The following is a 12,846-nucleotide window of genomic DNA, read 5'->3' on the forward strand; positions in this document are numbered from 1 at the left end:
ATGGAGGATATTTATAATGAATAACATTGCAGAACAGCGAAAAAAACTAGGAATTTCTCAGGCTGTTTTAGCTTCATCAATCGGGTGGGGGCAATCGCGAATTGCAAACTACGAGTCAAACATCAGAACACCTAGTCTGAATGATTGTCGAGTAATTGTCGAAGTGCTACAAAAACTTGGTGCAAAATGCTCTCTAGATGATGTTTTCCCACCTAAAACATCATAGATTTACGGCTCTTTAACAATCGCAGTTTTTTGCTGCTACGGAGCCGCTGATAAAGCGGCAGATTTACCAAGTATAAAAACGCCCACAGGATCGTGGGTAACGGACTAACTATATATGAAGGAATATAAATTATGGAAAACGCAAATTCACGCAAATCGTTTAACCGATTTGTATCCAATCACTTGGTGGCAACCGCTTATCAAGTTATCAGAACAACATCTCAAACAGTTATCGCTAAATCATTAGGCGTTCATGACTCAACTATCACTCGTAGAACCGAAAAGATACCTGAGCTATGCGAGACATTAGCAGCGGCAGGGGTAATTGATTTTGTTTTGCCGGGCGAAAAGAAAATTAGTGAAGAGGAATATCGCTTTTTGTGGAAGCAAATTGGCGAGCTTTCACGCTTGCTTACACGAGAAAACGCCCCAGTTGTTGGAGCAACTGAGGCGTATTAATTATTTAATTTCGCAAGGTGATTATATATGAAAATGAATTACATCACAAATCGATATGGAGGTCGCTATGAGTATTGTTAGGCATGTGGATTTTGCTAATAAGCGACGATTGGCTGATAAATCGGGGGAGCAAGTGGCTAGTCTTGATAATGGCTATATGCGTCTAGCTACCAGTATCAGTAGGCTCAAGCCAAAGCTAAAAATGGCTGGAAGAGAGCATCAGGTATTCGATGCTGTGATTGATTGCACATATGGCTGGAATAAATCAGAGGATAAGGTAACCAACACCTATCTAGCAGAAATGACAGGGTTAGATGACTCTGATATCGGTAATGCGTTAAAGGTTTTGGCTGAGAGAAAAATTATCAATCTCAGAAAAATCGGCGGATTTAAGCTGGTAAGTGTCAACGTAAATCTTGAGCAATGGCAGTTAGAAAGACTGCCCAAAAAACGCCCAAAAACACCACAAAAAAAGTTGGGCGAAATCGCCCAAAAAGTTGGGCAAAAAAAGGTTTCTAGTTTGGCGAAATCACCCAACACCAAAAACAGTCTTACCAAAGACAATAATATTAATAATTTTTCGTCCACGAATTCTAACGAATCCTCTGACCACTCACTGGATAACATTTTAACCTTGAAGGCTGATGCTGTTGTTTGTTCCCCCAAAGGTAATAAGTGGGGAAATGCTGATGACCTCAAGGCAGCTCAATGGATTTACTCACAAGTGTTGATAATCAGTCCTACATCCAAAGAGCCAAACTGGTCATCATGGGCTAATGATATTCGCTTGATGAGGCAATTAGACGGGTATTCACACAAAGATATTTGCCGATTATTCCAATGGGCTAACCGCGATTCGTTCTGGTGTAGCGTCGTGTTATCTCCTGCAAAACTTCGCAAAAAATGGGCGACTTTAGTCATTCAAAGTCAGCAACAAAACCGAAACAAACAAGCTGTAGAGCAAGAGCCAACACAAAGCTGGAATACTCGTGAAGCATGGGAGAATGAATTTATATGAAATCTCATTTGGCAACTGCAATTGCTAATCGTGATGTAGGCGCACTGGCTAAAATTGCTCAAGACAGTACGCCGCAAAAAGTAGTAAACCCACAAGCTGAGCAACTCGTTGATGTGTTATTCCGAAACCTGAAACAAATCTTTCCTGCGGCAGTAAATACCATATTCAAAAATGAAAGTGACGAGCTCGCGGCTAAGCGACAGTGGGTTGCCGCCTTTGCTGAAAATGGAATTACTACCCGCGAGCAACTTCAAAACGGAATGAGACACGCGAGGGCAAGTGATTCGCCTTTTTTCCCCGCAGTCGGTCAATTCATCAAGTGGTGCAAACAGGAAGACTTTACTCAGCTCGGATTGCCCACAGAAACTGAACTATACGACATGTTCAAGAAGTATTGCTCTGAGCGAGGTTGGCGTAGATTTAATTGGCAGTCGAACGCTTGTTACTGGATGGTCACTAAAATTTACTCAGAAATGCGAAGTCGAAACTTATCGGATTCAGAGGTTATAAAACTTTGCGCGTCTGAGCTTAAGACTATGGCTAATCGTATTAAATTAGGTGAGAAAATCCCTGATCCAGTTTTGCAACTTGAAAGCTTAGTGATACCCACTAAGCGTGACAAAGCGTTATCAATCATTGCCGATTGGAAAAACAAATATGGACTCAAGTAACACATAGAATCATAAGGAGTTTTAAGATGGATGACGAAGCGGTATACAACATTACCGGCACATGGAATGGAAAGCCATTTGAAAAGCTAATGTTAGCAGAGTGTGCGTTGGATGCTGAGGCTACGATTGTCTTTTGGGCTAATTTAGGTAACGCTAGCCTTGATGACTTGAATGTTGAATATCACAGTGCTGTCGGCTAAGAGATTACAGAATGAGTATTTTATTTCATAAAGACCATAAGCTAGATGAAAAAAACAATTGTTATATTAATAGTAAGTTACTGTCATTAAAGAAAGGACATAAGCTCAATGGGATGAACTACTTAAATATTCAAAGTAAATTGAATAAAAAATTATTGAGATGCTTCCCTCGTGGAACAGCTTATATCAAGGTTTGGCAAAATGAGTTGATAGCTAAACTTAGCAATGGAGTTGAGAGTTAATTGGGATAAAGTGGCTGATAAGACGATTGGAGCGGCCAGTGGGAATCGAACCCACATCATCAGCTTGGAAGGCTGAGGTAATAGCCATTATACGATGGCCGCTAGGTAAAAACTGATTAATTAACGAGTTAACTTTATTAGGCTACGCCTCAAAACTAATTTTCGCAAGGGTAAAATAGGAGGCTAATTGACAGATGGCATCTGTCTCCACAAATCTAATCTCAAAGGAATATTCAAAACCCTCTCAGAATTAACAGAAACCGGTAAGCGATATCGAATCAGAATTACTGAATGGCGTGACCTCAGAACAATACCAATGAACAGAACATGGCGCATGTGGATAGAAACCACAGGCGATTGGCTACGTGCGCGTGGTGTTGTCATTGATATTAAAAATGGGGCAGGTGAAGTCGTTCTATCAAAGCCAATCACTAATGAAGAAACTCATGAATATTTTGTCGGTCACTGGCTAGGTCGTGATGAAAACGGAGAGCGTGAGAAAACCCGCAAGATGGATAAAGCACGGATGCTTCTAATGATGGAGAAGCATGAACAATGGTGTATTGAGAAAGGCATCCCAATCATCATTCCCAATAACTCGGAGTATATGAAACTTAAGGAGCAACAAGAGAGATGAGAGATGAGGCTGAAGTGTTTATGAGCGCACTTACTACCCTTAAATTATGCTGGGCTATTCATAAATCAAATGATGCGGTCAGGAAGTGTGCTGGAATGTTAAAGCGCAAATTTATATTACCGCATGCAGTAGATACTATGAGGACGATAGAGTTAAGCGAAAACCCGATGGTTGTGATTGTAGTCGCTGAGTGGGGTATTCAGGAGAAATAAATGGCATTAAAACGCGACAAGCACGATATTGTGTTTTCGCAGTTGGTCCGAGAAAGAGCAAATTATGAATGCGACTACTGCGGAAGACAATTTAGACACGAACCTTCAAAACTCCACTGTTCACATTTCAAATCACGACGACACAAATCAACCCGATACCATCCCTTTAATGCTTTCGCTCACTGCGTAGGTTGCCATCGAAAACTTGGCGAAGACCCACACGAATTCAATGCTCACGCTGTTATCACTTACAGCGAAATGACGATTGACCGCATAGCTCGTTTAGCAGGTACTTCAGTGAAGTTGAAACCGTGGCAAATGGATGAGTTATATCAGCACATGAAGATTGAGCTTAAAAGAATTCAGGCACTACGGGCTAGCGGTGTAATAGGTCGAATTGAGTTCACTTTACCTGATTGGTACCAGAAAGGGATCATTTATCAGATGGGGGATTTATGAAGGCTGAAATCACGACTATTCCAGAGTTGCTTATTAAGACATATGGAAATATGGCTGAGGTTTCTCGGTGCCTAGGATGTTATCGCGCGACAGTAAAAAAATATTCTACCGATGTTAAGGCTGAAAATCATGCTGTGATAAATGGGCGATTAATGACTATGTACAAGACAAGAGAAAGAGGCACTTCAAATCTCGCCAAAGAATCAGATAGTGCCATTTCTATAGCTAAACGTATTAACGCTGAATCCGACGGCAAAAGCTCGCAAATTAATACGAGGTAACGGATGCGTAATATTCAACAAGTACTAGAAATGTGGGGCGCATGGGCTGCGGATAACATCGAGTCAGTTCAATGGTATTCGACAGCGGCAGGATTTAGCCGCTTAATACCTAGTAAGGTGAAATCTCGACCTCAATGTTGTGAAGATGACGCAATGATTATCTCTAGCTGTATGGCTCAATTAAGTATAAAGAATAGAGAGATGCATGACCTGCTACTGGATTATTATTTATTTGGGAAAACATTTATGCAGCTAGCTAGAGAACATAAATGCTCAGATACCCATATAGGGAAAAAACTTCAAAAAGCGGAGGGGGTCATTGACGGAATGTTGATGATGTTAGACATAAAATTAGAATTAGATAGGTATGTAGAGAAGATTTAATAAAATACTTTACGATCGTAAAATAGCTGATATTGTGATAAGAATGACTACAACGTCAGCAGCTTATGAGCCTCACTTCAGTGGGGCTTTTTTGTTTGTTTTATTAGAGTGTGGAGTAGTGATTTATAAAGCTAGTAAATAAAGTGCAATGTTACTAATATGAATTCAATTATTACTATAAATCAATTTCGTATATAAGTGATTTCATATAAGGTGGCAATGATGGTTAATCTTCTTACCTCTAGTGATATGAGCAATACATCAGGTAAAAAAATCACTGTAGGTATTAGCTCATGCTTATTGGGTGATAGTGTTAGATTTGATGGTGGTCATAAGCGTTTTCATTTTGCTGTAGATGAGTTATCAGATTATTTCGAATACCAACAAGCATGCCCAGAGATGGCAATTGGCTTACCTACACCTAGACCCGCATTGAGGCTAGTTAAATCTGAAGAAAATAACGTTAGACTCAAATTCAGTGATGGTCGGGAAGGCGATTTAACTGAAGAAATGGTTCAGTTTTCGACCGCCTATTTGAGTGGGCTTTCAGATTTAAGTGGTTATATTGTATGTAAAAACTCACCTAGCTGTGGCTTGGAAAGGGTTCGAGTGTATGATTCTGTTGGCAATGGTAATAAAAAATCTGGAATGGGGCTTTTTACTGAACAATTACTAAAAGTAATGCCTTGGTTACCAGTTGAGGAAGATGGTAGGTTAAGTGACCCCCATATTCGCGAAAATTTTATTATACGGGTATTTGCTCTTCATGAGCTAAATGAACTAAAGAAAAACTCCTTCAATCGCCACTCATTAATCGACTTTCATACTCGATATAAGCTCCTTTTATTGGCTCATTCACAACCGCTTTATCGAGAACTTGGTCGTTTTGTTGCTAGTAACAATGAATGGGATTCAATCGACTCTTATTTTGATGAGTATCGAAATAAGTTTATGAATTTATTACAGAACCAAGCAACTAGGCGCAATCATACTAATGTACTTATGCATATCCAAGGTTATTTTAAACGCTATCTAACATCAAACCAAAGACAAGCATTAAGCAAGTTAATCCTCGAGTATCGACAAGGAACACAACCTTTATTGGCACCCTTAACATTAATAACGCACTATTTATCTGAATATCCTGATAACTATTTGAATAATCAAAAATATTTCCATCCTTATCCTCAGTCATTAAGGCTGCGGTATGGGTTATGATATTAAAAATAATACTCTAGAATTTCAAAGTTATTCATATGATTGGATTGTCCAGTCATATGAATATTGAACCTAAGAGCTATGTTAGCGTATAACTGTCGGGATGAACGAAATCATCCATATTTAAATAAATCACCTAGTGAGGCTTTTTCATATACAACCTCAGTTAATCAAATCAATACTGTTGCAAAAAATAATTGGGTTGATAAGAAATTGGCTATCAACATGATTTGTTTGAAAAAGTTATTGACGGTGAATGTGTTGTGTCTTAAGGAAAATCAACTCTTTTGCGGTGAGAGTGAAAATTAAATTTGCTATCCCTGTATTTGTGTGGCTTAATAATATCACTGGTTTGGAAGTACAGACCTATTTATGAAAGCAAGTTTTGAAAGTTCCCCCGTTTAGCGTTATCCCATAGATACCCATTCGTAGTGAATTCCTCCTAATTAGTTCCATAAGTAACAAGAAACATCAAACCTATACGCCATGTGGCAACAATTAAAAATTCAAAGGAATTCAATATGTCTAATACAATGACTGGTTTAGTAAAATGGTTTAACGAATCTAAAGGCTTTGGCTTTATTTCGCCTGCTGATGGTAGCAAAGATGTGTTCGTGCACTTCTCTGCAATTCAAAGTGACAGCTTCAAAACGCTGAACGAAGGACAAAAAGTTAGCTTCTCAGTAGAGAATGGCGCAAAAGGTCCAGCTGCGGCAAACGTGGTGGCGCTTTAAGGGCGATATCTTTATGAGATGCCCTTGCTGTAAAGGGTCTCAGTACAGACGGTACCATTTTGAAGTAACAAAAAGTAACCCTTCTGGTGCTAAATGTATTTTCTGTAAATCTAATATGACGTTAGCTTAAATAACGTATAGATTATGAAACCCTGCAAAAAGCGGGGTTTTTTTGTTTTATATATCATTACCCCCCAATGAGAGAGTTATGTGTTACAATAGCTGTGACATCATACCTCATTGCTATAAAAGCAAATCTTGCAGTTGCGAGTTTTTATTTTAAAAATAGATGCGGTATCCAAAGGATTCATTTCCTAAGGGATCACCTATGAACTTACCTACCTTTTATCAACGAATTTTGTCACTAACGCAAAATGCACTAACTATTTTAGGGCTGCTTTTAGCCTCCCTTGCATTGGTCTACTGGATGTAAAATCATTCCGCCATTAACTCAATTGGAAGAGTATTTAGTCTTAGCAAAACTAAGAGTCGGGGTTCGATACCTCGATGGCGGTCCATAAGTTATAAATCTTTTGTACAATGTAAATGCGGAGATGTATGAACTATTACATTCAGACGACGATGGGACCAAAAGGTAATTACAAAATACACAAAGTTGGCTGTAAACAAATGCCGATGACTTCAAATCGTTTCTACCTAGGTAACCTATTTAATGCTATACATGCAATAGCAGCGGCTAAAGCTTCAGGATATAACCTTATTAAAATATGTGCATGTTGCACCAGTAGAAGTGCGAGGTAATACGATGAAAATATCCTACCTAGTGCAGTTTTTTGTTTGAATTCGTCGTTCAAAGCTAAAGTTAGTAAATCATAATTGTACTGTTTAGATTTAAGTCTTTTTTGGTGCGCTAAATACGCGATTACCTCAATATTTTAATCAATCTAATTCATTTGACGAATGGTGATTGTGTACGGCTATCTCTATTCAAGATGTAAGCTAAATTAATCTTTATGTATAATGGTATTCTCACATATACATGAATGAGGTATTTATGTTTTTTGGTATATTTATTGTCTTCGCGGGCATAATTACATTACTCGAAAATTATGGTGTCATCTCCGGAGATGTGAAGTGGGGGTTGCCTCTAGCCATTATTATTTATGGTTTAAGTGTTGTTTACGATGCTATAACGGGTAAGAAAAAAAATTAATTATCTAGAATTTACTAAGGTCACTTCGGTGACCTTTTTTATTGCCTAAATTTCAACTGACTTCATTAACACCTTCTAGTTTTTATAGCGGGTGGACTTCTATTAACCAAATATTGGAACACTCCGCAGGGGTGGATATGCGTATGCACGAAAAATACTCTAGCCCCTTTTCTTATGCTCTTGGAGTTATCACTACTGCAGCTGGGGCGTTATCACTAGACCAGTGGGCGGTGCTCATTGGGATTATCTGTACTGTCGCTACCTTCTTGGTGAATTGGTACTACAAACGGAAAGAATTCAAATTAAGAGAGGCTAACAGTGGCAAAGATACCAAATAAAATAAAAATAGCCGCTGTGACAGGTGGGCTGATGGCATTAACTGTTGCAATGGTGATTAATTTTGAGGGATATGAGCCCAAACCCTACCGTGATGTAGGTGGTGTTCTTACGGTGTGTTATGGGCATACAGGTTCTGACATTATTCCGACGAAAACCTATACAAAAGTCGAGTGTGACGAGTTACTGGAAAAAGACTTAGCAATCGTCGCTAAAGCAGTAAACCCCTTAATTAAAATCAATATTCCTGATTACACCAGGGCGGCACTTTATTCATTTACTTATAACGTGGGAATAGGTGCTTTCTCGCGCTCAACATTACTTAAAAAACTTAATACTGGTGACCAAGCTGGCGCATGTCATGAACTAAAACGCTGGATATATGCAGGGGGGAAGGCGTGGAAAGGGCTAATGACGAGACGAGAGGTAGAAAAAAACGTGTGTCTTGGCGAGTTTGCTTATGCTTATCCTCCTTTATTATCTGTCTACCCATCTACTGGGCAATTGGCGTATACGCACTTCGAGACGACACTTGTGGTGGCACTGATAAGATAAGTTTAGAAAAGCGTTGCCAGAAAGCTATCGAGCATTACAAAGGTCGGCAAGTTAATTTTTAAACGTCTCTATGGTAATCGCCATGAATAAAGTCAGCATATTGTTATTTATTGTCGCATTGATAGCGATATGGGGAATGTGGAAACAACACGAGAGGATAGGTGAGTTAAATACCAAAAATGCCGGACTACTCGTTAAGTTGACAGAGCAGGTCAAAATTAATGAGGATTACCAAGAACGTGTCCAATCTCTCCATAAACTCGATACTAAACATATTCAGGAACTAGCCAATGCAAAAATTGAAATTGATGAGTTGCGTATTGCTGCTGAGCGTAATCCTGAGCGGGTGTACATCCGAGCCAGCTGCCAGAAAGTCGAAACCAATTCCACCTCCGGCTTGGATGATGGAACAACCGCCAGACCTACTGACTCCGCTATCGGAAATTATTGGCTACTCAGGCAGCGAATCGCAGAATCCAAGAATATGATACTTGGTTTGCAAGATTACATTAGAACCGAGTGTTTACGTTAATACCAATCAGTAAATGCCCTTGCAAAAAAAATTAAATTTATGAAAGTCAGAGTGCTTAACAGGTAGATAGAGAATTTTAAAAAAAGTGTCGTTATATTTGGTTGTTTTTTATCTTTAACAATAATCAATAGGATGCAGGCAAGAGTAGGGATAAATATTAGTAAGAGAGTAACGGGATTATTATACATATATATATTGATACAGTTCTCTTATGTAATGAAAGTTTAATCCAGTAGTATAAGTATATTTTCAATAGGAAAGCAATACGGAAAATTGAACAATAAAGAAATGCCCCAGATATCGAGGCTAAATGAGAATAACTACTTATGAATAAGCGTCACTATACGTTAATCGTGAATGGGGGCAACCTTAAAAAGGTAGTAATCTCAATAAGATATTACAAAGCAGAGCCTCAAGAAATGGCGATTTTTTTGCAAAAAAGTAATCCGGACAATTAAACAACAACAAACATAGAAATAAAGCAATTTTTAATTGAAAGGCACTATGTTAATTCCGCAAATAAGTGAATAAGACTGCTCCTAAAAAATAAAAAAACTCCCCTTCAGTTAAAGGGGAGTTTTTAAGATTAACTCATAATTATTGTAGGGCTAGTCATCCTTGACCAGCGAGAAAATAGTATCACTATTTATTTTTTTATCCAAATGGGATTATCACTCAACTTAGTAAGTTTGTATTAACATAGTAGAAAATTAAGCCATTATATGAATTTGCACACGAAGAAGAACAGCTTTATACAATTGAATTGACATTATTAGTGAAGGTGACGAAATTATATATGTAGGCTTGATCGCTTATTCAAGTTCTGAATAATATGGCGTTCTACAACTAGAATAAAAAGCGAGAGGGCTTCATTTAGAGCCCTCTGCATAGCATGAGTTATTTTTTTGTATAAATAATTTTTTGTGTTTCATTAGAGCAGTTACCTACAACAGTACCTTGTTGTGAGGCTGCTTCTTCATTTGAAACGACGGTAATGGTAAAGCTCTCTTCAGGCACGCCATTGTTAATAATTTTTTGCGTAATTTCTTCAACAACGCTTTCGCATGAAGCACTCGCAATGGCTGGAATAAATAATGTCATTAATGTAGCAATAATTATTCTTCTTTTCATATGTAATATCTCTTATAAGTTAGAATCAGTTAATGAAAATTCACCCTAAAAATTATAATGATGAATCTGACGTCAAACATTCAATTTCATCAATTAATACGGGCTATGCTATTTTATTTCTTAAATATTAAGGCTCAAGAGGATGTATTTATATCTAAACTTTTAGGATTGGGCAAAGTTTAATTTTACTCAGCAGCTCTTTGTATGGCTTCTCCACTGGCTTCTATATCTTTACCTACGCCTTTAGTCGTATTGCAGGCAGCCAAGTTCATAACGATAACTAGTGAGCATATGAGGAAACTGAATTTTTTAATCATACTTCCTTCCTTACATTGTGTGAGGTTATAAGCTACAAAGGTCATCTTTCATTATAGCAGAATAATTTGATTGTTTATTGGAATGATATGTAATGTGATAGATGATTATAAGCAATAGCGAAGTGCTTTAGTGAGATATGATATCTGACAAATTAAAAAAAGCTGCTATATTTTAGGTGGTGCTATTCATTTTGATAATACAATAACATTAGCAATAAGGGGTACGCTCTATGATATTAAAAGAGTTATTTATCCGTATGCTTCATGTTTTTCAATACCTTTTAGTCGGTATTCTTTTAATATTATCATCAATCGGTTTACCACACTGGCTAGTGTAATCCAAGTTAGTGCGACAATGACTTTATCTAAATACGAGGGTTCTATAGTCACGAAATACTAAATCACTATAGTCGCTCTGTGCTCTTTTTTATGCGAAAGTATCTTCATAGATCAATTTTATGTGAGGTTGCAATGCAGATAAAGTCAGTTTTTATGTTTGTAAGTATGCTGTTACTTAATGGGTGTAGTGTGAAAATTCCACATGACATAACACCAGTTAAACATTTTGAACTATCCCGTTATCTTGGCGAATGGTATGAAGTTGCTAGAATAGATAATCGATTTGAAAAGGGACTAAGTAAAGTTTCTGCAAACTATTCTCTACGCAATGATGGTGGTGTAAAGGTAGTCAACAGAGGATGGGATTCAAACGGGAAAAAGTGGAAAGAGAGTATAGGAAAAGCTTATTTTGTTGAATCGTCGGATGTAGGTGCCTTGAAAGTGTCTTTTTTCGGTCCTTTTTACGGTGGCTATAACATTATTAAGCTTGATGACAACTATCAATATTCGCTAGTTGTGGGACCTAATAAAGATTACTTATGGGTATTATCGCGTACACCAACTATGCCGCCAGAACTTTTAGATGAATACCTTAACTTTGCTAGTGTTAATGGTTTTGACAGGCAAAGAGTATTGATATTTCAATAGAATCACAAGTCAATTACTTGTTACGACATTAATTTATTAACAAGTACAAATGTAATTACTGTAATAGACAACCCGCCTAGTGCGGGTTTTTTATTGTAAATAATAAAGCTCAAAATGGTGAATTTTTAATTTGTTATGAGAAATTCCTTAAGAAATATTCATACTTGAAGGACAAGTTGTTTTCTTGCTAAAAGACTTCAAGGTTTTTGGTGAAACCAATCGACAAAATAATTGGCTACTAAGATGTAAAGATAAGTGTGTAGATAAAAAATCCCTTATTGCAACGAACACAATAAGGGAGATTGCAATAATACTAAATATTGTATTTGGCAATGGAATTAACAATGAACATATAAAATACATTAATTTAATTATTATTATTATTCTGATTTAAATCAAATTAAAGGTTTTTGTGAAATCATGCAAATCTTGTTTTTGTGTTGGCTTTTTGATTTATCATGAGGGTGAATAATGTTCAAAAGACCAGATTGGGAGGCTATTGAGTCGGCTTACCGAGCTGGCGTAATGTCTATAAGAGAAATAGCCTCTCAATATGAGATAACCCATCAAGCGATAAGTAAACGGGCAAAGAAAGAAGGATGGGAACGAGATCTAAAGGCAAAGGTTAAGGCTAGAGCTGAAAACTTGGTTGCCAAAAGAGAGGTTGCCACTCTGGTTGCCGCCGAGAAGGCTATTTCTGAGTGGCAACTTATCGAAGCTAATGCTGAAGTCATTGCCAATGTTCGTATGGAACATAGGGGTGATATTCGCAGGGCTAGGGAGTTAACCAACAGTTTATTTGATGAGCTATCTGCTGAATGTACGGATGTACCTGCTTTAAGGAAGCTAGGTGAATTAATGTTTGAGCCTGATAGCAATGGGCGAGACAAACTCAATGAACTCTACAATTCAATCATCTCCCTCCCCGAACGTGTTAAATCTGCTAAAGCATTAAGTGAGACACTTAAAAACCTAATTGGACTTGAGCGCCAGGCATATGGGCTGGATGACGCACAGCAGAATAAAGTATCCGACTCTATATCGTCACTGATGGACGACCTATCGAAGGAATAA

At 37.7% G+C, this 12,846-nt stretch carries 19 protein-coding genes, 2 tRNA genes and 1 pseudogene; 19 read left to right on the forward strand and 3 right to left on the reverse strand.

Features of this window, described 5'->3' with window-relative positions; genetic code table 11:
* Nucleotides 1-16 precede the first annotated feature (16 nt).
* The 5 genes from PR795_RS00485 (at nucleotide 17) to PR795_RS00505 (ending at nucleotide 2,573) form a co-directional block, all read left to right on the forward strand.
* Nucleotides 17-226, forward strand: coding sequence for a helix-turn-helix transcriptional regulator (locus tag PR795_RS00485; protein WP_006658131.1), 210 nt, complete (start codon nucleotides 17-19; stop codon nucleotides 224-226).
* Between the two features lie 131 nt (nucleotides 227-357).
* Complete coding sequence (locus tag PR795_RS00490) at nucleotides 358-684, forward strand: hypothetical protein (RefSeq protein ID WP_272516559.1); 327 nt, start codon at nucleotides 358-360, stop codon at nucleotides 682-684.
* A gap of 67 nt (nucleotides 685-751) precedes the next feature.
* The gene (locus tag PR795_RS00495; protein ID WP_272516560.1) at nucleotides 752-1,702 is read left to right on the forward strand and encodes a replication protein; all 951 of its coding nucleotides are present in this window, start codon (nucleotides 752-754) and stop codon (nucleotides 1,700-1,702) included.
* Nucleotides 1,699-2,373 carry a replication protein P gene (locus PR795_RS00500; protein WP_154631321.1) on the forward strand — a complete coding sequence of 225 codons (675 nt, stop codon included), beginning with the start codon at nucleotides 1,699-1,701 and terminating at the stop codon, nucleotides 2,371-2,373. Before PR795_RS00495 ends, PR795_RS00500 begins: the two co-directional genes overlap by 4 nt.
* Before the next feature lie 26 nt (nucleotides 2,374-2,399).
* The gene (locus tag PR795_RS00505; protein WP_165906924.1) at nucleotides 2,400-2,573 is read left to right on the forward strand and encodes a hypothetical protein; all 174 of its coding nucleotides are present in this window, start codon (nucleotides 2,400-2,402) and stop codon (nucleotides 2,571-2,573) included.
* A gap of 269 nt (nucleotides 2,574-2,842) precedes the next feature.
* On the opposite strand, the gene PR795_RS00510 is transcribed toward PR795_RS00505, so the two are convergent.
* Nucleotides 2,843-2,917 (reverse strand) — tRNA-Gly (locus tag PR795_RS00510).
* An 85-nt stretch (nucleotides 2,918-3,002) separates the two neighbouring features.
* Between PR795_RS00510 and PR795_RS00515 the strand changes: the two genes are divergently transcribed.
* From PR795_RS00515 to PR795_RS00565, 12 genes and pseudogenes are all read left to right on the forward strand, one after another.
* Nucleotides 3,003-3,452 carry a hypothetical protein gene (locus PR795_RS00515; protein ID WP_036968321.1) on the forward strand — a complete coding sequence of 150 codons (450 nt, stop codon included), beginning with the start codon at nucleotides 3,003-3,005 and terminating at the stop codon, nucleotides 3,450-3,452.
* Nucleotides 3,453-3,472: 20 nt separating this feature from the next.
* The gene (locus PR795_RS18070) at nucleotides 3,473-3,664 is read left to right on the forward strand and encodes a DUF7740 domain-containing protein (RefSeq protein WP_442959995.1); all 192 of its coding nucleotides are present in this window, start codon (nucleotides 3,473-3,475) and stop codon (nucleotides 3,662-3,664) included.
* Nucleotides 3,665-4,123, forward strand: coding sequence for a hypothetical protein (locus PR795_RS00520; RefSeq protein WP_272516561.1), 459 nt, complete (start codon nucleotides 3,665-3,667; stop codon nucleotides 4,121-4,123). It abuts the gene before it with no gap.
* Nucleotides 4,120-4,404: a hypothetical protein gene (locus tag PR795_RS00525; RefSeq protein ID WP_272516562.1), complete on the forward strand. Its 285-nt coding sequence runs from the start codon at nucleotides 4,120-4,122 to the stop codon at nucleotides 4,402-4,404. The genes PR795_RS00520 and PR795_RS00525 overlap by 4 nt, the downstream gene beginning before the upstream one ends.
* A 3-nt stretch (nucleotides 4,405-4,407) precedes the next feature.
* Nucleotides 4,408-4,788: an antiterminator Q family protein gene (locus tag PR795_RS00530; protein WP_036950157.1), complete on the forward strand. Its 381-nt coding sequence runs from the start codon at nucleotides 4,408-4,410 to the stop codon at nucleotides 4,786-4,788.
* Nucleotides 4,789-5,010: 222 nt separating this feature from the next.
* Nucleotides 5,011-6,006, forward strand: coding sequence for a YbgA family protein (locus PR795_RS00535; RefSeq protein ID WP_179896710.1), 996 nt, complete (start codon nucleotides 5,011-5,013; stop codon nucleotides 6,004-6,006).
* Between the two features lie 521 nt (nucleotides 6,007-6,527).
* Nucleotides 6,528-6,740, forward strand: a complete 213-nt coding sequence (gene cspE, locus PR795_RS00540) for a transcription antiterminator/RNA stability regulator CspE (RefSeq protein ID WP_006661258.1) — start codon at nucleotides 6,528-6,530, stop codon at nucleotides 6,738-6,740.
* A pseudogene (ymcF, locus tag PR795_RS18075) lies at nucleotides 6,697-6,858 on the forward strand (cold shock small protein YmcF); the annotation flags it as partial. The gene cspE and the pseudogene ymcF, both read left to right, overlap by 44 nt.
* Before the next feature lie 322 nt (nucleotides 6,859-7,180).
* A tRNA-OTHER gene (locus tag PR795_RS00550) sits at nucleotides 7,181-7,258 on the forward strand.
* A gap of 793 nt (nucleotides 7,259-8,051) precedes the next feature.
* A complete protein-coding gene (locus PR795_RS00555) occupies nucleotides 8,052-8,252 on the forward strand; it encodes a phage holin family protein (RefSeq protein WP_006658152.1) in 201 nt (66 codons plus the stop codon).
* Nucleotides 8,233-8,805: a lysozyme gene (locus PR795_RS00560; protein ID WP_272516563.1), complete on the forward strand. Its 573-nt coding sequence runs from the start codon at nucleotides 8,233-8,235 to the stop codon at nucleotides 8,803-8,805. The genes PR795_RS00555 and PR795_RS00560 overlap by 20 nt, the downstream gene beginning before the upstream one ends.
* Nucleotides 8,806-8,887: 82 nt before the next feature.
* The gene (locus PR795_RS00565) at nucleotides 8,888-9,337 is read left to right on the forward strand and encodes a lysis protein (RefSeq protein WP_272516564.1); all 450 of its coding nucleotides are present in this window, start codon (nucleotides 8,888-8,890) and stop codon (nucleotides 9,335-9,337) included.
* A gap of 897 nt (nucleotides 9,338-10,234) precedes the next feature.
* On the opposite strand, the gene PR795_RS00570 is transcribed toward PR795_RS00565, so the two are convergent.
* Both PR795_RS00570 and PR795_RS00575 read right to left on the reverse strand, forming a co-directional pair.
* Complete coding sequence (locus tag PR795_RS00570; RefSeq protein ID WP_132494933.1) at nucleotides 10,235-10,468, reverse strand: DUF1161 domain-containing protein; 234 nt, start codon at nucleotides 10,466-10,468, stop codon at nucleotides 10,235-10,237.
* A gap of 185 nt (nucleotides 10,469-10,653) precedes the next feature.
* On the reverse strand, nucleotides 10,654-10,785 hold the full coding sequence (locus PR795_RS00575; RefSeq protein WP_154631331.1) for an entericidin A/B family lipoprotein: 132 nt from the start codon (nucleotides 10,783-10,785) through the stop codon (nucleotides 10,654-10,656).
* Between the two features lie 492 nt (nucleotides 10,786-11,277).
* Here PR795_RS00575 and PR795_RS00580 point away from each other — a divergent pair, with 492 nt between their 5' ends.
* Nucleotides 11,278-11,772, forward strand: a complete 495-nt coding sequence (locus PR795_RS00580; RefSeq protein WP_442959996.1) for a lipocalin family protein — start codon at nucleotides 11,278-11,280, stop codon at nucleotides 11,770-11,772.
* A 471-nt stretch (nucleotides 11,773-12,243) separates the two neighbouring features.
* The gene (locus tag PR795_RS00585; RefSeq protein WP_272516566.1) at nucleotides 12,244-12,846 is read left to right on the forward strand and encodes a hypothetical protein; all 603 of its coding nucleotides are present in this window, start codon (nucleotides 12,244-12,246) and stop codon (nucleotides 12,844-12,846) included.

The organism is Providencia sp. PROV209 (genome assembly GCF_028479485.1).
Lineage (GTDB): Bacteria > Pseudomonadota > Gammaproteobacteria > Enterobacterales > Enterobacteriaceae > Providencia > Providencia alcalifaciens.